Origin of the sequence: Paraburkholderia sp. D15, from assembly GCF_029910215.1 — a bacterium.
Classification (GTDB): Bacteria; Pseudomonadota; Gammaproteobacteria; order Burkholderiales; family Burkholderiaceae; genus Paraburkholderia.
The window spans coordinates 2285824-2306182 of record NZ_CP110395.1 but is presented as its reverse complement, the minus strand read 5'-3'; the positions used below and the strand labels follow the sequence as shown (position 1 = coordinate 2306182).

The window sequence follows — 20359 nt, the reverse complement described above, 5'->3', positions numbered from 1 at the left end:
CTGAGTACGCAACTGAATACGCATCCATTGAAGCCTCTGTCCGCCATGACCTCCCGTCACGTCAAAACGGTGTGCCCCTACTGCGGCGTCGGCTGCGGCATGGTGCTGCACGTCGAGGACGGCGAGGTCGTCAAGATTTCCGGCGACCGCGAGCATCCGGCGAATTTCGGGCGGCTGTGCACCAAGGGGCAATCGGCGCATGTCGCGCTGCGCCGCTCGGGTCGGCTGGAGGGCGCGTTCGTGCGCCATTCGCGCGACCAGGACCCGGCGCCGCTGCCGATGGACGAGGCGATCGCCAGCACGGCCGCGCGTCTGCGCCGTGTGCTCGACGAACACGGACCGGACGCGTTGTCGTTCTACGTGTCCGGGCAGATGTCGATCGAGGCGCAATACCTGATCAACAAGCTGGCCAAGGGCTTTGTCGGCACCAACAACATCGAGTCGAACTCGCGTCTGTGCATGGCGAGCGCGGGCAGCGGCTACAAGCTGTCGCTCGGCGCGGACGGGCCGCCGGGTTCCTACGACGATCTCGATCACGCGGACGTGTTCTTCGTGATCGGCGCGAACATGGCCGACTGCCATCCGATTCTGTTTCTCCGCATGATGGACCGGGTGAAGGCGGGCGCGAAACTGATCGTGGTCGATCCGCGCCGCAACACCACCGCCGACAAGGCCGATCTGTTCATGCAGATCAAACCGGGTACCGATCTCGCGCTGCTCAACGGCCTGCTGCATCTGCTGCACGAAAACGGCCAGACGGATGCCGCGTTCATCGCGGAATCGACCGAGGGCTGGGACGCGGTGCCCGCGTTTCTCGCCGACTACACGCCGGCGCGCGTCGCCGCGATCACGGGGCTCGCCGAGGCCGACCTCCGTCGCGCGGCCGGGCTGATCGGCAACGCGAAGGAATGGGTCAGCTGCTGGACCATGGGACTGAATCAGAGCACGCACGGCACCTGGCACACCAACGCGATCTGCAATCTGCATCTGGCGACCGGCAAGCTGTGCCGGCGCGGCAGCGGGCCGTTTTCGCTGACGGGTCAGCCCAATGCGATGGGCGGGCGCGAAATGGGCTACATGGGGCCCGGTTTGCCGGGGCAGCGTTCGGTGCTGGTGGCCGGGGACCGCGCGTTTATCGAGAACCTGTGGGGCATTCCGGCGGGCACGCTGAGAACCGAGGTCGGCAACGGCACGATCGACATGTTCAGCCGCATGGCCGCGGGCGAGATCAAGGCGTGCTGGATCGTCTGCACGAATCCGGTGGCGAGCGTCGCCAACCGGCAGAACGCGATCGCCGGTCTGCGCGCGGCCGAACTGGTGATCGCGCAGGATGCGTTCCTCGATACCGAAACCAACCGCTACGCCGACGTGCTGTTGCCCGGCGCGCTGTGGGCCGAAGCCGAAGGCGTGATGATCAACTCGGAGCGCAACCTCACGCTGATGCGCAAGGGCATCGAGCCACCGGGCGCGGCGTTGCCGGACTGGCAGATCATCGCGCGCGTGGCGTGCGAGATGGGCTTCGCCGACGCGTTCAGCTACGCGAGCGCGGAAGACGTGTTTGCGGAAATCACACGCGCGTCGAATCCGAAAACCGGTTACGACCTGCGAGGCGCGAGCCATCGGCGCTTGCGGGACACGCCGCTGCAATGGCCGCTGGCCGACGACACATCGAGCGTACGCAATCCCGTGCGTTATCTGAACGACGGGGTCAGCCAGCCATTGCGGGAGCAACCGGATGGTAGCCGCGCGCCGCTCGTGTTTCCGACCGCGAGCGGCCGCGCGATGTTTTTCGCGCGCGCCTATGCGCCGCCCGCCGAACTGCCCGACCGCGAGTTTCCGGTCGTGTTGAACACGGGCCGCCTGCAGCATCAATGGCACACGATGACCAAGACCGGCAAGGTCGCGATGCTCAACAAGCTGAACCCGGGGCCGTTCGTCGAGCTTCATCCGGAAGATGCCGCCGCGCTCGGCGTGAAGACGAAAGATCCCGTGGAGATCCGCTCGCGTCGCGGCCGCGCGGTGCTGCCCGCCGTCGTCACCGATCGCGTGAGCGCGGGCCAGTGCTTCGCGCCGATGCACTGGAACGACGTGTTCGGCGACGACCTGTGCATCAACGCGGTGACCAGCGACGCGATCGATCCGGTTTCCCAGCAACCCGAACTGAAGTTCTGCGCGGTCGCGTTGAGTGCGGTGAAGGTGGAGCGGGGTGAGTTTGCCGGCAACCCGCGTGACGAAGCGGCGCTTGCCGATGCTTCCGCCGATGTTTCCGCCGATGCTTCCGCCGGGCGGTCATCGTCGCCGGCCCATGACGTAACCGCGAGTGCCGAGGATCCCACCATGCCGCGTGTCGACGCTTTGAGCCAGTTGTTGCAGTTGCCGCCTGTCCCCGTGCCGTCGTTTTCGGAACAGGAGCGCGTGTACCTCGCGGGTTTTGTGAGCGGCGTGCGCTCCGCGGAGGCGCAAGGTGCGCCGGGTGGCGTGCCGGCGCTGCCGCCGGGCGCGCCGTTCGATGCGGCGAAACGTCTGTATGTCGACGGGTTGCTCGCGGGGCTGTATAGCCGCACGGTTGTGCCTGCCGCATCGCCAGTCGAAGCGCTTTCCGTGACATCGCCCACGGCAACGGCGAACACCGCGAACGCGACGGTCTCCGCCGCGCCGGCCGCCGGTGTACGCATCGTCCGCGCGCGGCCCAAGGTGACGCTGCTGTGGGCCTCGCAAACCGGCAATACCGAATCGCTCACCGAGCGCTACGCGATGCGTTTGATGGAGTCGCACTTCGAAATCCGCACCGCGTGCATGGCCGACTACGACGCGGCATCGCTCGCGAAATCGCAATACGTGCTCTTGATGACCAGCACTTTCGGCGACGGCGATCCGCCCGACAACGCGCACGATCTCTGGTCGCAACTGAACGACGCCAGCGCGCCGCGCATGGACAGCGTGCGCTTCGCGGTGCTCGCGCTCGGCGACCGCAACTACGACCAGTTCTGCGGACACGGCCGGCGTCTCGACGAACGGCTCGCCGCGCTGGGCGCGCGTCGGCTGATGGAGCGCGTCGAGTGCGACGGCGAGTATCAGCAAAGCGCGGACGCGTGGCTCGAACGTGGGATCTCACGCATCGCCGAGGAAGATGCCGCGCTGCACGCGGTGCCGGCCGGCGGCATGATCAACGCGGTCGTGCCGGGCGCGGTGCCGAGCAAGACGCGCCCGGCCGCGTCGCGCGTCGTCGCGAATCTTCGGCTGAACCGGCAGGGCGCGGCGAAGGACACGCGCTACGTGTCGCTGAGCACGCGCGCGGCGGGTGTTGAAGCCGCCCTCGAATACGAAGCCGGCGACGCGCTCGGTGTCTGGCCGAGCAACTGCCCCGAACTCGTCGACGAATTGATCGGGCTGAGCGGCTTGCATGCCGATGAGCCGGTTCAGGTGCAGGGCATCGGTGAACTGCGGCTCGCCGATGCGCTCGCCACGCACTACGAAATCGCGCGGCCGAACCCCGATGCGCTCGCCGCGATCGCCGCCCGCGACGGCAACGGCGCACTGCGCGCGTTGCTGATGCCGGAGCGCAAGGCCGACCTCAAGCAGTGGTTGTGGGGGCAACAACTGGCCGACGTGCTGCACGAGTTTCCGGTGCAGCTCACGGCCGCCGAATTGACCGGCCTGCTCAAACGCCTGCAACCGCGCCTGTATTCGATCGCATCGAGCCCGAGCGCGCATCCCGGCGAAATCCATCTGACCGTCTCCGCGGTGCGCTACAGCAATGGCCGACGGCAGCGCAAGGGCGTGTCGTCGACGTTTCTCGCCGATCGCGCGGTCGATCTCGATGTGCCCGTGTTCGTGCAGAAGTCCGCGCATTTCCGGCCGCCGCATCACACCGGTACGCCGATGATCATGGTCGGTCCCGGCACCGGCGTCGCGCCGTTTCGCGGCTTTCTGCACGAACGCCGCGCGCGCGGCGATCAAGGTCGCAACTGGCTGTTCTTCGGCGAACAGCATGCGGCCTCCGATTTCTACTATCGCGACGAACTCGAAGCGATGCGCGCCGACGGTCTGCTCGATCGTCTGGACGTCGCCTTCTCGCGCGACCAGGCCGACAAGATCTATGTGCAGGACCGCATGCGCGAGCACGGTGCGCAATTGTGGGCGTGGCTCGAAGACGGTGCGCATTTTTACGTCTGCGGGGACGCGAACCGGATGGCGAAAGATGTCGATGCCGCGTTGAAGGAGATCGTCGCGCGTCATGGCGGCATGAGCGACGACAAGGCGTTCGAGTACGTGAGCCGCCTCACGCGCGAGAAGCGTTACGCACGCGACGTCTATTGAACATGGGTGTCTCGAATCAGCAGTTCCGCTTCAATCGAAAGACCCGGATGGCATGGACGTTGCATGTTCAGACCGGTTTCCAACCCTGGCTGTCGATCCGGTGCAGAACGTCACGACGTGCACGATGTGCACCACCGCGAACCGGATCGACGATCGTTCAGTTTCATGAGGATGTCTGATGAAAAACGTGATGAGCTCCCTGAAGAGCGGAGACTGGCGTGCGCTGGTCGCGTGCTTTCTCTATTTCGACACCGGCTTCACCGTGTGGGTGCTCTACGGTCCGCTTGCCCCGTTCATCAGCAAGAGCATTGCGATGACACCCGCGCAGCAGGGCTTGCTGGTCGCCGTGCCGGTGTTGTCCGCGGCGATTCTGCGCGTGACGCTCGGCAATCTGTATCAGTCCGCGCACGGCAAACGCATCGCGCTGATGGGCGTGTTGCTGTCGGCGGTGCCGACCATCGTGCTGCCCTTGCTCGCGGCGGTTCCGTCCTACACGACGCTGCTGGTGCTCGGCGTGTTCCTCGGCGTCGGCGGTGCGAGTTTCGCGGTGGCGTTGCCGATGGCGGGCAGCAACTATCCGCCGAAGGTGCAGGGTCTCGTGCTGGGTCTGGCCGCGGCCGGCAACATCGGCGCGGTGCTCGACGGCTTCCTGTTTCCGCAACTGGCGACCCGCTACGGCTGGCAGGTGGCGGCGGGCGGCGCATTGCCGCTGCTCGCGATCGCCGCGATCACCCTGTATTTCTGGGCCAACGACGCGGGCGTGAAAACCGGCAGCGTGCTGCGCGCCTTCGGTAGTTTCGTCGTGACGCTGGCCGGCCTGATCGTGCTGGTGCTGCTGGTCGAGGCGGGCCTGTTCGGCGCGGGCAAAACCGGCGTGCTGCTGTTGCCGGTGCTCGGCGCGCTGCTGGCGATCGCGGTGCTGCCCAAACGGTATCGCGCGGTGCTGGCCGAGCGCGACACGTGGGTCATCATGCTGGTCTACAGCATCACGTTCGGCGGTTTCGTCGGCATGTCCTCGTATGTGTCGCTGCTGCTGACCAATCTCTATCAACTGTCGAAGATCGATGCCGGCCTGTTCATGGCCTTGCTCGCGGCGACCGGCGCGATGGTGCGCCCGCTCGGCGGACTGGTCGCCGACAAGGTCTCGGGCGTGCGCGCGTTGACCTTCCTGCTGGCGATCATTTCGCTGTGCGACTTCGTGTTCGCCGCCGCGATGCCGTCGATGGCGGGCGGCATCGCGCTGCTGCTGTGCCTGTACGTGGCCTTCGGTCTCGGCAACGGCGCGACGTTTCAACTGGTGCCGCACCGCTGGGCCGGGCGCACCGGGTTGATGTCGGGGATCGTCGGCGCGGCGGGCGGCATCGGCGGGTTCTATCTGCCCGTCGTGATGGGGATCGCGAAGGAAAGCACCGGCAGTTATCAGATGGGTTTCGCGACCTTCGGTGCGCTGGCGGCCTGCGCGTTCGTCGCGATCGTCGCGCTGCGCCGTCCGTGGATGGCGTGGTCGCTGCAAGGCGGCGTGATGCACGCGCACGCGACCGAGTAAGTGCGCTTTCCGGCAGGCGCGCGTCGAGGCCCTTCATGGGCAACGCACGTACGACACGTAGGGCTCACTTGGCCCGCATGGCGCCTGCCGGATTGCGACGTAGTCAATCGTCATCGTAAGAAGTGGACATGAGCGTCATCGCACAACGGCTTCAACTCACCCCGTCCGCCACGGACGTTTCCAGCGAGGCGATGAGCTCGCTGATCAACATGGCCGGGCGTCAGCGGATGCTGTCGCAACGCATTGCGCTGAAAGCGATACTGGCGTTCCAGCAAGTCGACGGCGCGCTCGCGATCGCGCGCGATACGTTGCGCGTGTTCGCCGACAGCCACGCAGCGCTGACGCAAGGACGCGACGGCCTGCCCGGATTGTTCTCGCCCGCGCTGCGCGACGCGTTTCACGGCGACGCCCAGGTTGCGCGCCGGATCGCGGATTTCATCGCACTCGCCGCCACGACGCTCGACGCGATCGGTCGCGGTGCATCTCATGCGCAGGAGGCGCTCGGCGCACTGACCGGTTCGGTCGATCCGTTGCTCGCGCAACTGCATGGCGTCACCGCCGTGTACGAAGAAGAGAGCCGGCGGATTGCGCGCGCGCAGAAAAAAGAACAGCAGAACCTGATCGAGCGGATCAAGGCGATCGCGAAAGAGGCGCATATCGTGTCGTTCAACGGACAGATCGTCGCGAGCCGCACGAATGTGACCGGCCGGGAATTCGCGGTGGTGGCCGGCGTGATGACGTCGATCACGAAGGAACTGGAGTCGGTGGTCGATGCGTTCGTGAAGAAGACGTCGGGCGGGTGACGTTCGCGCCGGGCGCGTTAGCGCCGGGTGGTTTGCTTCACGGCAGGCTTCACTGCCGGACCCACCACGGGACGCGCCGCCGGATTCACTTCGAGCACGGCCGGCACGCGCGCCGCGAGTTCATCGATCACGACGCGCATGCGCGATGGCAGATGCCGCGTCTGTTGCCACGCCAGATGAAGATCCATGCGCTGCCCCGGAAACTCTTCCAGTACCTTGACGAGGGCGCCGTCGGCCATCGCCTCGCCGATCAGCCAGCACGGCAGGCACGCAATGCCCGCGCCCGCGACGGTGGCCGCGAGAATCGTTTCGAGGTCGTCGAAGCGCAACCGGTGCGGCATCACGACGTTCTGTATCACGCCGTGTTCGTCCGGCAGCATCCACGCCGATTCGCGCCGTCCATGCGCGTACAGGATGCCTTCATGGCTCGTCAGGTCGTGCACGGTGCGCGGCGTGCCGTGTTTGTCGAGATAGGCGGGCGCCGCGCAGAGCACCAGAATCTGCGCGCCGAGCCTTCGCGCGACGAGGCCCGCCGGCGCATGATTCAACGGACCGCTGCGCACCACCAGATCGATGCCTTCCTCCACCAGATCCGTCACGCGGTCGGTGAAGCTCAACTGCAGTTCCAGCTTCGGATAGCGCTGCGCCAGTTCCAGCAGAATCGGCGCGACGCAGCGGCGTCCGAACAGCACCGGCATGCTCACGTGCAGACGTCCCTGCGGATCGTTGCGGCCCGCGCTCAAGGTCGCTTCGCCCGCATCGAGTTCGGCGAGCGCGCGCACGCAGCGCTCGTAAAACGCGTGACCATCCTCCGTGAGACTCTGACTGCGCGTGGTGCGATGAAAGAGCCGCGTGCCAAGCTGCTCTTCGAGCCGCGCGATGGTCTTGCCCACCGCCGAGCGCGACAGATGCATGCGCTCGGCGGCCAGCGCGAAACTGCCGGCCTCGGCCGCGTTGACGAAAGCGGCGATGCCGCTCAGACGATCCCTCATTGCCACGCTCCCATCACCCCATACCCCAACGCTAGCGCATTTCATTGACGCCAAAAACGCTACAAACTGGCGAACCGATGCCGTCACTGTAGCGCTTCCAGAAACCGTAGACTTTTTACCATCGATAACGAATTGCGGGAGCCGAGATGCGAACAATGAGTCAATGGGTATTGCGGGAAGCGGGCGTACAGAATCTGCGGCTGGAGGAACGGCCGGTGCCGACGCCCGGCGTGGGGGAAATCGTGGTGCGCGTCGCGGCGGTGTCGCTGAACTATCGCGACCTGTGGTTCATCGCCGGCGATCAGGTCGATGCGTCGTCGCCGCTGCCGGCCACGCCCGCTTCGGATCTGGCCGGCACGGTCGTCGGCGTCGGCGCGGGCGTCAAACGGTTTGCCGAAGGCGACGACGTGCTCAGCACGTTCTGGGGCGGCTGGATCGATGGCGAATGTCCGCCGGAGGCGGGCGTGCTCGGCGGTTCGCTGCCCGGCGTGCTGGCGCAGTACGTGGTGTTGAACGAGGCATGGGCGGTGCGCGCGCCGCGCAGCCTGGACGCGGTTGCCGCGAGCACCTTGCCGTGCGCCGGCCTGACCGCCTGGTTCGCGCTGGTCGAGAAGGGCGCGGTGCGCGCCGGGCAGACGGTGGTGATTCAGGGCACTGGCGGCGTCGCGCTATTCGGCCTGCAACTGGCGCGCGCGCACGGCGCGCAGGTGATCGTCACGACCAGCAGCGCGGCCAAGGCGCAGCGCGTGCTCGAACTCGGCGCGACCCACGCGATCGATCGCAACGCGACGCCGGAGTGGGACCGCGTGGTGCGCGAGCTGACCGGCGCGCGCGGCGCCGATCACGTGTTCGAACTGGCGGGCGGCGAGAACCTCGGCGCGTCGGTGCGGGCGTTGCGGCAAGGCGGACGCATTTCGCTGATCGGCACGCTGGGCGCCGGCAGCATGTCCTTGCCGAGCGTGCCGAGTTTTCTCGGGCGGCCGACGATCCAGGGGATCGGCGTCGGCCATCGGCGCGCCTTCGAAGAACTGGTGCGCGCGGTGGATGCGCTCGCATTGAAGCCGGTGGTCGATCAGGTCTATGCGTTCGACGAACTGCCGGCCGCGCTCGCGCATCTGGAGCGTGGGGCGTTCGGGAAAGTGGTGGTGAGGGTGGCGGACTGAGCGCGCACGTTCTGAATTCTGGACACGTAAACAGAAATGCCAAGGGCAGGCGCTGGGAGCGGAATTCACGGAGAAATATCAGGCCAGGGCCAAGCCGTGGAACCCCTCCCGAAACGCGTTGAACAGGGATTCGGTCAGCGCCGGCGTTGGACCGGAAAAGCGGGCACTGTGCGCCATCATGTGGTCGAGAATGCGTGGATAGTCCTTGTCGTATGCGAGTATCTGCTCGACAAGATCACGGGTTTGCGCCGATGCGATGGCCGCGGCGTCCTGCCCCAGCAAAGCGGCGCCTGCAGATTCCAGCTCATGCCCATAATGTTCGACGAGGTCGTAACGTTCGTCGTACAGCCGACCCTGGTTGCCGGCGTCGGCGTAATTGTCGAGCAGGCAAATCAGGTCCGCCGCGTCTTTTCTGTCGATTGCGTGACGGTCGTGCCATGCGATGATCTTCAACAGCGCCTGGCCCGGCAACGATGCGACGGGCACCACGAGATCGGGGGCGAGGCGCACGGAGATCGCGTCGCCAAGCGCCTCCGCGAAACCGGCGACGTTCATTCGCACGGCGTGATCGGGCGGCCACGCTATCTCGTTCTCCTGTGCGGCCCCCGCGCTGCCTGTCGACCTCTCGACGCCGCCAAACGGCACGATGTCCAGCCACATCAATTCGCCGCTGACGGGCGAGCGGTAGTAGAGCCGGTGTGCTTCGGCGCGTTGCTCGAACGCGCTGTCGGTGATCAACGCGGCTTTGAGTTCGGCGTGGTCCGTCCAGCTTTCCACGCTGACACCGATGTCGACGTCGGCTGTGGCTCGCGTCGTTTCGATGCCGTGCACGTGGGTCAGAACGATATCGCGCGCACTCGCGCCGCCGACGAACCACTCTAGCCTGGAGGCGTCCGCCGTGGCCGCCACATGCAGCAGCATCTCGATGACGATCTCGGGCAGCGGCCGGTCGGCGCGCAGATCAATAATCGAGGTACTGCTCACGAAGTATCCTGGCGGTTTCGAGGTTGCGGGTATCTCCGGTTGCAATCAGATCTGCATATACCAACACGACAGGAGCGATGGTCAGGGGCATGCCCGTCGTTTTCCCGGATTGCAATGGACTGGGGGATGCGATCGGTGGAAGGGGGGACTGCAGCACCTCCACCTCGCCAGTCCGGTCGATTCGAAGGCGCGCATCGATCAACCATTGGCGGGGCATTTCATGCTGACAGTACAGCGTGACCGTGGTGGGCTTCAGATAGCCGGTGAGCAGCGATGCGGCCACCTCGCCGCCGAACTGACATTGCTCGTTAGACGGATCGATGGCGCGCCACCAGATTGGGTCGGCAGCCCGGTAACGGTTGATCAGCAACTGGCTTCGCAGCCTGGACGGGTAGAGGGCGGCCCATTCGTCGAGCAGGCGCCCCGGATCGGCCAGCACATAGCCGCTTTTCCGTCTAACGATATCGCCGCGCTCGAACAGATCGCGAAACGTGGACTGCGCAGTGCCCAGACTGACGCCGGCGCGCTGGGCGATTGCGCGCTGACCGTCGTTGACGAGTTCCGGTTCGCGCAGCAGGGAGAGCACCACCTGCATGCCTTTGCCTGTCCATGCACGATCTTTGGAGCGGCTCGCCATGTCCACGCGTTTTTCGCCGGAGATCATGATCAGGTTACCGTCGTGAGCGAGGATCGCGTTGCCGGACGTGTCCAGCGCCTCCAGTCCTAACTCCCGGCAGTGCCGCAACATGGCGGGTGACAGGTGAGTCGAGACCATCACGAAGGGCTGGTCTGGGCGGATCTGGGCCGTGGCGCTGATCGCGGCGAGTGTGGCAAAACGGTCGATGTTTTCGACGGGCAGTACGGCCCGTGACCACTTTTTGCCGGTTGCGATGCGGAATTCGAACTTCGCTGCGTAGTGCGAGCGCGCCGGCGGCCGGAGGATCTTGACGGATATGCCGGTTGTTGCCGAGAAGGCCTCGGCAGCGGCCTGGAGAATAGGATCAGGTACGAACGGATTTGCGGATAGGTGTGGCACGTCCCACCTCTGTTCAATTTTTTTAAAGTGTATACGGAACGTGAACAGACTGCAAAAGTTGAACACTCCACGCCCACCCGTCACTGATGTTCAATAAAAATAGAACGTATACGGAACGTGAACATCGAAAAAATTTGAACAGACTGGCGAAGCTTCCCTCAGCCTCGCCATTCCCCAACCTTAGAACTTGTGCCGCAACGCCACCCGCACGGCGACCTGCGTGCCGCTCGACGACGGGGCCTGCACACCCGGAATGAACGCGTCGTCGAGAATCGACTGGGTCGAGCTGCCGGCCACCTTCTGGTACTCGCCCTGCACGTACACGTCGGTGCGGGTGGACAGGTTGTAGTCCGCCATCAGACCGACAGTGTGAATCTTCGGCTTCACGCTGCCCGACGACGCGTCGTAGTTCTCCATCGTGTACACGTACTGCGCGCCGACGAAGAACGCCGGAGTGAACTGGTACTTGCCGTTCACTTCGAAGTTCTGGTACTTCAGCGTATTCAACGTGACGCCGGCCGCCGCGAGCGGCACGCCGATATAGCCGTTGCCGGTCGGATTGCCGTAGTTCGAGTTGGTGTACGCGAAGCCGGCGGTTGCCGAGCCGAACGTGTAGTTGATGCCGCCGCCGAACACCCGCATGCGCCCCGCGATGAAGCTCGCGTCGTTGGCGGTGATCGCGCCGGTCGCGCCCACGCCCGGGTTGTCCGCCTGCAGATAGGCGGCCGCGATCAGCAGCCCGCCATTCGCATACTGGCCGCCGAAGCTGTACGCGCGGTTGTTGGCGAAGTTCGTATCGTTGCTGAAGCTGTACACGCCGCCGAACTGGAAGCCGCCGAGATTCGGGCTCGCGTATTTCACGCTGTTGCCGAGGCGGAACGAGTTGTCGGTGTTGTCGTTGTCGTACGGATGCGCGAACAGGTAGCCGGCCCAGTTGCCGTTGGCCGTGGTCTGCGCGAGGTAATCGACCACCGAATCGTACTGACGTCCCAGCGTGATCGTGCCGAAGCGCTGGTCGCTCAAGCCGACGTACGCCTGACGGCCGAACATGCGGCCGCCCTGACCGAGCCGCCCCGAGCTGACGTCGAAGCCGTTTTCCAGCTGGAACACGGCCTTCATGCCGCCGCCCAGATCTTCCGCGCCCTTCATCCCCCAGCGGCTGCCTTGCGCGTAGCCGCTCGCCATTTCCCACACCGCACCGTGACCCGCGTTGTTGGTGTAGTCGATCCCTTCGTCGAGCACGCCGTATAGCGTGACGCTGCTTTGCGCGAAAGCGGGCGACGCCGACAGCGACGCGAGCGCGGCGACCGTCGCGAAGGTGGTGGTGGCATGGGCAAGGCGGTTCTTTTTCATCATCGAGCTCCAGGTGTTGGTAGTGAGCGGCCCGTGAACGCAGACGGCTGACACGCCGCCCGCGGGCTGCTGCTTTTTTGGTGAAGCCCGGATTCTGCAATTCGGCACCGGCATCGGCGTATAAGGTTGTGCCCTGGATAAACATGATTTTTTCGAATGTTTGTCCCGCAAATTACTCGCTTGTCGCCGTGAATGACGAGGAGAAAAATTCCGTTCATGCAACTTAGGCATGAAGGCGATAGCCGGAAGCCATACGTTTTTCGCGCTACCGCGCCACGCCATTCAGGAGACGACCATGCGAATCGAGCGGAATTTTGCCAACGGCCGGTTTGACGATGCCGCCAACGGCGCCGCCGGCGACCTCATCGCCGTCCACAATCCGGCCACCGGTGCCGTGATCGCCCACGTGAGCGCGGCGACGCCCGCCGCGACGCTGGCCGCCGTGGACGCAGCCGCCGCCGCGCAGAAAAGCTGGCGCAAACTGCCGGCCGCCGAACGCGCGGTTCATCTGCATAAGCTGGCCGACGCGCTGACCGAATGCGCGCCCGCGATCGGCGCGGCGCTCGCGCTGGAGTCCGGCAAGAGCGTCGCCGACGCCACCAACGAAGCCATCTACGCCGGCCAGATCACCCGCTATCACGCGGAATGGGCGCGCCGTATCGAAGGCGAGGTGATTCCGAGCGATACGCCCGACGAAAACCTCGTGCTGCATCGCGAGCCGATCGGTGTGGTGGCCTGCCTGATTCCGTTCAACTACCCGGTCTACACCTTCATGCGCAAGGTGGCGCCCGCGCTGATCGCGGGCAACACGGTGGTCGTGCGGCCGAGCAACAACACGCCGGTGTCCGCGTTCGAAATCGCGCGCGCCGTCGAAAAGGCCGGTTTGCCGGCCGGCGTCGTCAATATTCTGGCGATGAATCACGCGACCGCCGAAGCGCTCTGCACCCATCCGAAGGTCGGCATGATCACGCTGACCGGCAGCGTCGGCGCGGGCCGCAAGGTGCTCGACTACTGCAAGACGAACATCGCCAAGCCGTCGCTCGAACTCGGCGGCAAGACGCCGGCGATCATCGAAGCCGACGCCGATCTGGAGAAGGCCGCGCGCGATCTGGTGGCGTCGAAGACCACGCATTGCGGCCAGCTGTGCACCGCGATCGAACGCGTGTACGTGCAGGAAAGCGTGCACGACCGCTTCGTCGCGCTGCTCAAGCAGCACATGAGCGCGGTGGAATACGGCGACCGTGCCGGACAGCCTTCGCTGATGGGACCGCTCGTCAACGAAGCGTCGCGCCAGTCGATTCACGCGATGGTCGAGCGCGCGGTCGCGGCGGGCGCCGCGCTGGAAACCGGCGGCACGCTGCCGCAAGGCGCGGGCTTCTTCTATCCGGCCACGCTGCTGACGAACTGCCGTCAGGACATGGAAATCATCCAGGAAGAGACCTTCGGTCCGATCATGCCGGTCGTCAAATACCGCACGCTCGACGAAGCGCTGGAGATGGCCAACGACCATCAGTTCGGTTTGTCGTCGGTGCTGTACACGGAGAACTATCGCGCGGCGATGAAGATCGCCAATGGCATCGAAGCCGGCGAACTGTACGTGAACCGCACGCCGGCCGATCCGTATCAAGGTTTTCATGCCGGCTGGAAACGCTCGGGCCTCGGCGGCGACGACGGCAAGCACGGCATGCTCGAATTCACCCAGACCCGTCTCGTGGTCATGAAGTACTGAAGCAGCCAGGCATCGAAGCATCGAAGTGAAGGCGAAGCGGTGCACACCGCTTTGCCGGTCGCAGTCCCACCCATGCAGTTCAACCCATAACAAAACATATTGGAGACCCGGCGGCGCAGGCCGCCACGGCGTCTCTAAGGAGCGCTCACGTGTCATCGCAACCCGTCCGTACCAATGCCTCGCTCGCCCTCGGCGACGCCGAGGCCGCGCTGCAAGCCAACAAGGCGCAGCGCTATATCCAGTTGATGCTGCTGGTGATCGCCGCCGGCGCGATCTATCCGATCCTGTATCTGCGGCAGGTGTATCAGCCGACCATGCTCGAGGTGTTCCACATCACCGACAGCCAGCTGGGCTATCTGTATTCGTCGCTGGGCACGATCTTCCTGCTGAGTTATCTGCCGAGCGGCTGGCTGGCCGACCGTATCGCGCCGCGTCTGCTGATCTGTTTTTCGCTGATCGCCACCGGCGTGCTCGGGCTGTGGTATTCGACCGCGCCGTCGTTCCCGATGCTGATGCTGATCTTCGGCGGCTGGGGTCTGTCGACCGGCTTGACGTTCTGGGCCGCCGTCATCAAACGCGTGACGATGATCGCCGGCACGCAGGAGCAGGGCCGTTTCTTCGGGCTGCTCGACGGTGGCCGCGGTCTGATCGAAGCGATGCTCGCGACCATCGCGATCTCGCTGTTCGCATGGGTCACGCAGACGAAGGGCGAACCGGTCGCGGCCGGCTTCAAGCTGGTGGTCTACCTGTACGCGTTCCTGTGCATCGCGCTCGGCGTGATTCTCGCGCTCGTCAAGGACCCGCGCGGCACCGAAGACGCCGAGGCGAATCGCGCGGCGCGCGGACGCAGCAACGTGCTGGTCGATCTGAAGACGCTCGCGACCATTCCCGAACTGTGGCTCGTCGCCGCGATCGTGTTCTGCGGCTATCAGGTGTTCTGGGCCACCTACAGTTTCTCCGCTTACCTGCATGAAGGCGAGATCGGTCTGACGGTGGTGATGGCCGGCACGATCACCACGCTCAAGCTGTGGATGCGGCCGATCGGCGGCATCGGCGGCGGCTTTCTCGGCGACCGTTATTCGAAGGTGTCGGTGCTGGTGATCGCGCTGTTTCTCGCCGCGCTGTCGCTGCTCGGCCTGATGGCGGCGCCGCGCATTTCGAGCCATGTGCTGCTGGTGTTCCTCGTGCTGTTCATCGGCATCCTGACGTACGCGATTCGCGGCCTCTACTGGTCGCTGCTGGACCGCTGCAATATCCCCGTCACCACGATGGGTCTGGCGATCGGCCTGATCTCCGTGATCGGCTACTCGCCGGACGTGTTCCTGCCGCTCATCAACGGCTATCTGACGCAGACGTTCCCCGGCGTCTTCGGCTACCAGCTGTATTTCGGCTACGTGGCCGCCATGGCGGCGCTCGGCGGATTCGCCGGGCTCGCGCTCAGAAACATGCTCAATCGAAAAGAAGGTGCGTAAATGAAAGTCGTCTCGCTCGAAACGCATATCGTCGCCGTCCCGCCGCCGCACATCGGCGGCATGTACTGGATCTTCGTCAAGCTCAAGACCGATTGCGGTATCGAGGGCGTCGGCGAAATCTATTCGGCGACGTTCCATCCGAAGGCGATGGGTCCCATCATCGACGATGTATTTGCCCGCTATCTGCTCGACCAGGACCCGCATCACGTCGAACGGCTGTGGCGCGAGGCGTATTCGAGCGGCTTCACGCAGCGTCCCGACCTGACGATGATGGGCGTGGTCAGCGGCCTCGAAATGGCGTGCTGGGACATCATCGGCAAGGCGGCCGGCAAGCCGGTGTACGAGTTGCTGGGCGGCATGGTGAACCGGCGTCTGCGTTCGTACACGTATCTGTATCCGAAGAACAGCCGCGGCGAGTACGACTACGACGATCCCGATCTCGCCGCCGAGTGCGCGCTGGAGAACGTGAAGCGCGGCTTCACCGCGGTCAAGTTCGATCCGGCGGGGCCGTACACCGCGTATTCGGGACATCAGTTGTCGCTGGAGGTGCTGGACCGGTGCGAGACGTTCTGCCGGCGCGTGCGCGAAGCGGTGGGCAGCAAGGCCGATCTGCTGTTCGGCACGCATGGGCAGATGGTGCCGTCGTCGGCGATCCGGCTCGCGAAGCGCCTCGAAAAATACGATCCGCTGTGGTTCGAGGAGCCGGTGCCGCCGGGCCAGGAAGGCGCGATGGCGCAGGTCGCGCGACACACCAGCATTCCCGTCGCGGCGGGCGAACGCCTGACCACCAAGTACGAATTCTTCAAGCTGCTCGAAGCGGGCGCCGCGTCGATCCTGCAACTGAACGTGGCGCGCGTGGGCGGCCTGCTCGAAGCGAAGAAAGTCGCGACGCTGGCCGAGGTGTACTACGCGCAGATCGCGCCGCATCTGTACAACGGGCCCATCGGCGCGGCGGCGAGCATTCAGCTCGCCACCTGCACGCCGAACTTCCTGATTCAGGAAAGCATCGGCACGTGGGACGGTTTTCACGCGGCGGTGCTGAAGAAGCCGATTCAATGGGAAGACGGCTACATCATTCCGTCGGACGAACCGGGCCTCGGCGTCGAGCTGAACATGGAGGTCGTCGCGCAGCACACGCCGTACACCGGCGAGCGTCTGCATCTGCAGATGGCCGCGCAACCCGCCGACGTGAAAGATCTCGCGCCGGCCAAGGGGTGAACGGGGCGGCCCGTGGCATCAGGTAGCTTACGCAGCATCACGTGGCATCAGTATTCAATGGATTGAGCGCCGTCTGGCGATATAGAGCATGAACTACGATTACATCATCGTCGGCGCGGGTTCGGCGGGCTGCATTCTCGCGAATCGCCTGTCGGCGTCGGGTCAATATTCGGTGCTGCTGCTGGAAGCGGGCGGCAAGGACAGTTCGTTCTGGTTCCGGATTCCGGTGGGCTTCACGAAGACCTACTACAACGAGACCTACAACTGGATGTACTACAGCGAGCCCGAGAAGGAACTCGACAACCGCCCGATCTACTGCCCGCGGGGCAAGGTGCAGGGCGGCTCGGGCTCGATCAACGCGATGATTTTCGTGCGGGGCCAGCCGCACGATTTCGACGACTGGGCCGCGCGCGGCAACCCGGGCTGGTCGTTTCGCGACGTGCTGCCGTACTTCCGCAAGCTCGAATCGCATCCGCTCGGCAACACCGAGTACCACGGCGCCGACGGCCCGATCCGGATTTCGCCGATGAAGGACGCGGTGCATCCGATCTGCCGCGTGTTCCTGAAGGGCTGCGAGCAGGCCGGCTACCAGCGCAGCGAGGACTTCAACGGCGCGCGCTTCGAGGGCGCGGGCATCTACGACGTCAATACGCGCAACGGCCAGCGTTCATCGAGCAGCTTCGAGTATCTGCATCCGGTGCTGACGCGCAGGAACCTGACGGTCGAGCGCGAGGTGCTGGTGCGCCGCGTGCTGTTCGACGGCAACGAGCGCGCGATCGGCGTGAGCGTGTCGCAGCACGGCGCCACGCGGCAGTTCATGGCGAACCGCGAGGTGATTCTCGCGGCCGGCGCGGTGGATTCGCCGAAGCTGCTGCAACTGTCGGGCGTGGGCGACGGCGCGCTGCTCGCCAGGCACCGCATCGCGACGGTGAAGGAACTGCCGGCCGTGGGTCAGAACCTGCAGGACCACCTGTGCGTGAGTTTCTACTATCGCGCGAACGTGAAGACGCTGAACGACGAGATGCGTCCGCTGCTCGGCAAGCTCAAGCTCGGTCTGCAATACCTGTTCACGCGCAAGGGTCCGCTCGCGATGAGCGTGAACCAGTCCGGCGGCTTCTTCAAGGGCAGCGAGGACGAAGCGCAGCCGAACCTGCAACTGTATTTCAATCCGTTGTCGTATCGCATTCCGAAGAGCAGCAAGGCGAGTCTCGAACCGGAGCCGTACTCGGGTTTTCTGCTGGCCTTCAATCCGTGCCGGCCGACCAGCCGCGGTTCGATCGAGATCGCGTCGAACCGCGCCGAGGACGCCGCGAAGATCCGCATCAACGCGTTGACCACGCAGAAGGACATCGACGAGGTGATCCAGGGATGTGAGCTGGTGCGCCGCGTGATGTCGGCGCCGGCCTTGCAGGCGATCACGGTCGAGGAAATTTCGCCGGGACCGCAGGTGACGACCCGCGAGGGTTTCCTGCACTATTTCCGCGAGCAGTCTGGATCGATCTATCACCTGTGCGGCTCGTGCGCGATGGGCGACGACCCGCGCAGCTCGGTGGTCGATGCGCGTTTGCGAGTGCATGGATTGAAGGGGCTGCGCGTCGTGGATGCGTCGATCTTCCCGAACATCACGTCCGGCAACATCAACGCACCGACGATGATGGTGGCGGAAAAGGGCGCCGAAATGATTCTGGAAGACGCGGCGAGCGAAGCGGCGTACCAGGAGAAAGCGCGGGAGCCGGCCGCCGTGGTGTGAAAGCGGAACGACAAAAGCGGCTGACGACGAAAGGGGCAGCGCAAAACGAAACCGCGCCGGTACAGACGTACCGGCGCGGTTTTTTCATGGAGAGAAAGGCCGGATCATCGACCGGAGCATCGCCCGGCTCGTCGCTCAGGGCGCGTCGCTCATCGGGGCCGACTCCGACGAACCGAGTGTTTTGCTGCTGAGCCAGATTTCCTGTTGCAGCCAGTCGCGGAACATGGCGACGTGGGGCAGTTCGTCCTGGGCGTTGCGGGTGACGAACCAGTAGGACTGGTGTCCATCGACGTGTACGTTGAGGACGGGGACGAGGAGACCTTCCGCGAGTTCGCGGCTGATCATATGACGATCGGCGATGGTGACGCCGAGCCCGTCGATGGCGGCGCGAATGGCGTGATCGAGCAGATCGAACTCGTATCCGCCGCTGGTATCCACGTTATCGATCCCGGCGGCCTTGAGCCAGTGTTGCCAGGTGAGGTACCGCTGATCGGCGCTGGCGAGCACATGGAGGAGGGTGAACTGATTGAGGTCGAGCGCGGCATGACCGCCTTGACGCGCGAGCAAGGCGGGCGCGCAGACGGCGACATGCCGTTCGTTCATGAGAAGCCGGTTATCGAAGCCTTCCCACTCGCCGTTCCCGAAGCGGATTGCGCAATCGAGCACACCGGATTCCGCGAGATTATCGTCGATACGTGTCGACAGACTGAGTTCGAGATGGGGAAAGGCGTCACGCAGCCGCCCCAGCCGCGGCATGAGCCAGCGCGCGGTAAAGGTGGGGGGTGCATTGATGCGCAGCCGATTGCGATGGGTTTTATCCTGAAGGCTGCGCACGGTCAGTTCGATACGATCGAACGAGTGCTGAAGTGCCTGGAGAAGCACGCGCCCCGCGGCCGACAACTCCAGATGATGATGATGCCGCTGCAGGAGGGTTTCACCGAGCTGCGTCTCAAGCTGCCGAACCTGCCGGCTGACGGCGCTCTGCGTGACATTGAGCAACTCAGCGGCGCGCGTAAAACTGCCGGTGCGCCCAGCCACCTCAAACGCTTTAAGCGCATTCAGCGCAGGCATTTTCCGTTTCAAGATAAAAAACCAGAAAGATAAAAAAGACGAGAGAAACGAAGAAAGGCGAGAAAGACGAGAAAGACCATAGAGACAAGTGTGCCGAGCAAGCCCACCGACACCAATGAAGCAGCGAGCCTCACGGGAGTGAACCGCCCGCCCGAGCGCAAAGCGCGAGGGTGGATGAATGACGGCTGTGTCACGGGGGTGGAGTGTGCGAGAACACGGATTCCAGATGATCCACGACGAGGGGTTACATGAGGGAGCCGCTTAAAAATTAGCGGTGTGAGCCGCTTTCTTTTGCCTACTTTTCTTTGCGGCGGCAACGAAAAGTAGGTGCTGCCCCGCACAGGGGCGACCCTAATAGACCAAAAGCCAGCCAAAAAAACCAAAGAAAAAAAACCGTCAATCAGCAACCCGCCGATCCGCGAGCGCACTCTGACAATCCCCCAAAACCTGCCTGAAAAGCCGCCCAGAAGGATCAAGTTCCTCGCTGCCAAGCAGCTCCTCCACCGCATCCCGAGCCCACTCGGCCTCGACAAACCCGGCATGCCGTCTGGCAATCTCCACTGCCATAGCAGACAACCTGGCAATACAAAGCCAATCCGCCTCCCGAGACCGCCGATCCAGCCACTTATGCGCGGTCTCGACATGAAACGTCGCATCCGGCCAGTCTTCGTTGAGATAAAACGCCCCGAGACTTCCGCAGGTGAGCCAGCACAGCAACTCAACGCGATCACGAGGGGACAACTGATGGCGTACATCACTCATGGCGACGCTCGCAGGGGTAATTGCAATCGATAGAGGGCAGCGGCGAACCGCCCTCAGCATTGATTAAACAATATCACGCGCAATTCCCGAGCGGCAACGTCTGACGTATGCTGGCGCACCTTCGCGAGCAACGCATGGAAAGCCACCCGCAACCCCCAAT

The 20359-nt window shown here is 64.5% G+C and carries 14 protein-coding genes; 8 read left to right on the top strand and 6 right to left on the bottom strand.

Annotated features, from left to right (window positions below; translation table 11 throughout):
• The first annotated feature begins 45 nt into the window (after positions 1–45).
• The 3 genes from LFL96_RS09885 (at position 46) to LFL96_RS09875 (ending at position 6669) form a co-directional block, all read left to right on the top strand.
• Complete coding sequence (locus LFL96_RS09885; RefSeq protein ID WP_280995080.1) at positions 46–4320, top strand: bifunctional nitrate reductase/sulfite reductase flavoprotein subunit alpha; 4275 nt, start codon at positions 46–48, stop codon at positions 4318–4320.
• A gap of 178 nt (positions 4321–4498) precedes the next feature.
• Positions 4499–5866 (top strand): MFS transporter, encoded by a 1368-nt coding sequence (locus LFL96_RS09880; protein ID WP_280995079.1) that lies wholly within the window; start codon positions 4499–4501, stop codon positions 5864–5866.
• Positions 5867–5994: 128 nt separating this feature from the next.
• Complete coding sequence (locus LFL96_RS09875) at positions 5995–6669, top strand: type IV pili methyl-accepting chemotaxis transducer N-terminal domain-containing protein (RefSeq protein WP_280995078.1); 675 nt, start codon at positions 5995–5997, stop codon at positions 6667–6669.
• Between the two features lie 17 nt (positions 6670–6686).
• Here the strand turns inward: LFL96_RS09875 and LFL96_RS09870 are convergent, their stop codons facing one another.
• Positions 6687–7661 (bottom strand): LysR family transcriptional regulator, encoded by a 975-nt coding sequence (locus LFL96_RS09870; RefSeq protein ID WP_280995077.1) that lies wholly within the window; start codon positions 7659–7661, stop codon positions 6687–6689.
• A 155-nt stretch (positions 7662–7816) separates the two neighbouring features.
• On the opposite strand from LFL96_RS09870, the gene LFL96_RS09865 reads away from it, so the two are divergent.
• The gene (locus LFL96_RS09865; protein ID WP_280995076.1) at positions 7817–8824 is read left to right on the top strand and encodes an NAD(P)-dependent alcohol dehydrogenase; all 1008 of its coding nucleotides are present in this window, start codon (positions 7817–7819) and stop codon (positions 8822–8824) included.
• A 78-nt stretch (positions 8825–8902) separates the two neighbouring features.
• On the opposite strand, the gene LFL96_RS09860 is transcribed toward LFL96_RS09865, so the two are convergent.
• The 3 genes from LFL96_RS09860 to LFL96_RS09850 form a co-directional block, all read right to left on the bottom strand.
• Entirely contained in the window at positions 8903–9808 is a 906-nt protein-coding gene (locus tag LFL96_RS09860; protein WP_280995075.1) for a nucleotidyl transferase AbiEii/AbiGii toxin family protein, read from the bottom strand.
• Positions 9786–10844 (bottom strand): type IV toxin-antitoxin system AbiEi family antitoxin, encoded by a 1059-nt coding sequence (locus LFL96_RS09855; RefSeq protein ID WP_280995074.1) that lies wholly within the window; start codon positions 10842–10844, stop codon positions 9786–9788. Before LFL96_RS09855 ends, LFL96_RS09860 begins: the two co-directional genes overlap by 23 nt.
• A 180-nt stretch (positions 10845–11024) precedes the next feature.
• Positions 11025–12197, bottom strand: a complete 1173-nt coding sequence (locus LFL96_RS09850) for a porin (protein ID WP_280995073.1) — start codon at positions 12195–12197, stop codon at positions 11025–11027.
• Positions 12198–12492: 295 nt separating this feature from the next.
• On the opposite strand from LFL96_RS09850, the gene aldA reads away from it, so the two are divergent.
• The 4 genes from aldA (at position 12493) to LFL96_RS09830 (ending at position 18366) form a co-directional block, all read left to right on the top strand.
• Positions 12493–13926 (top strand): aldehyde dehydrogenase, encoded by a 1434-nt coding sequence (gene aldA / locus LFL96_RS09845; protein ID WP_280995072.1) that lies wholly within the window; start codon positions 12493–12495, stop codon positions 13924–13926.
• A gap of 149 nt (positions 13927–14075) precedes the next feature.
• Complete coding sequence (locus LFL96_RS09840) at positions 14076–15398, top strand: MFS transporter (protein ID WP_280995071.1); 1323 nt, start codon at positions 14076–14078, stop codon at positions 15396–15398.
• Positions 15399–16616, top strand: coding sequence for a mandelate racemase/muconate lactonizing enzyme family protein (locus LFL96_RS09835; protein ID WP_280995070.1), 1218 nt, complete (start codon positions 15399–15401; stop codon positions 16614–16616).
• Positions 16617–16704: 88 nt separating this feature from the next.
• Positions 16705–18366: a GMC family oxidoreductase N-terminal domain-containing protein gene (locus LFL96_RS09830; protein WP_280995069.1), complete on the top strand. Its 1662-nt coding sequence runs from the start codon at positions 16705–16707 to the stop codon at positions 18364–18366.
• Between the two features lie 135 nt (positions 18367–18501).
• Here LFL96_RS09830 and LFL96_RS09825 read toward each other — a convergent pair whose 3' ends face one another.
• Positions 18502–19437 (bottom strand): LysR substrate-binding domain-containing protein, encoded by a 936-nt coding sequence (locus LFL96_RS09825; protein ID WP_280995068.1) that lies wholly within the window; start codon positions 19435–19437, stop codon positions 18502–18504.
• Between the two features lie 396 nt (positions 19438–19833).
• Complete coding sequence (locus tag LFL96_RS09820; RefSeq protein WP_280995067.1) at positions 19834–20199, bottom strand: hypothetical protein; 366 nt, start codon at positions 20197–20199, stop codon at positions 19834–19836.
• Positions 20200–20359: the final 160 nt, after the last annotated feature.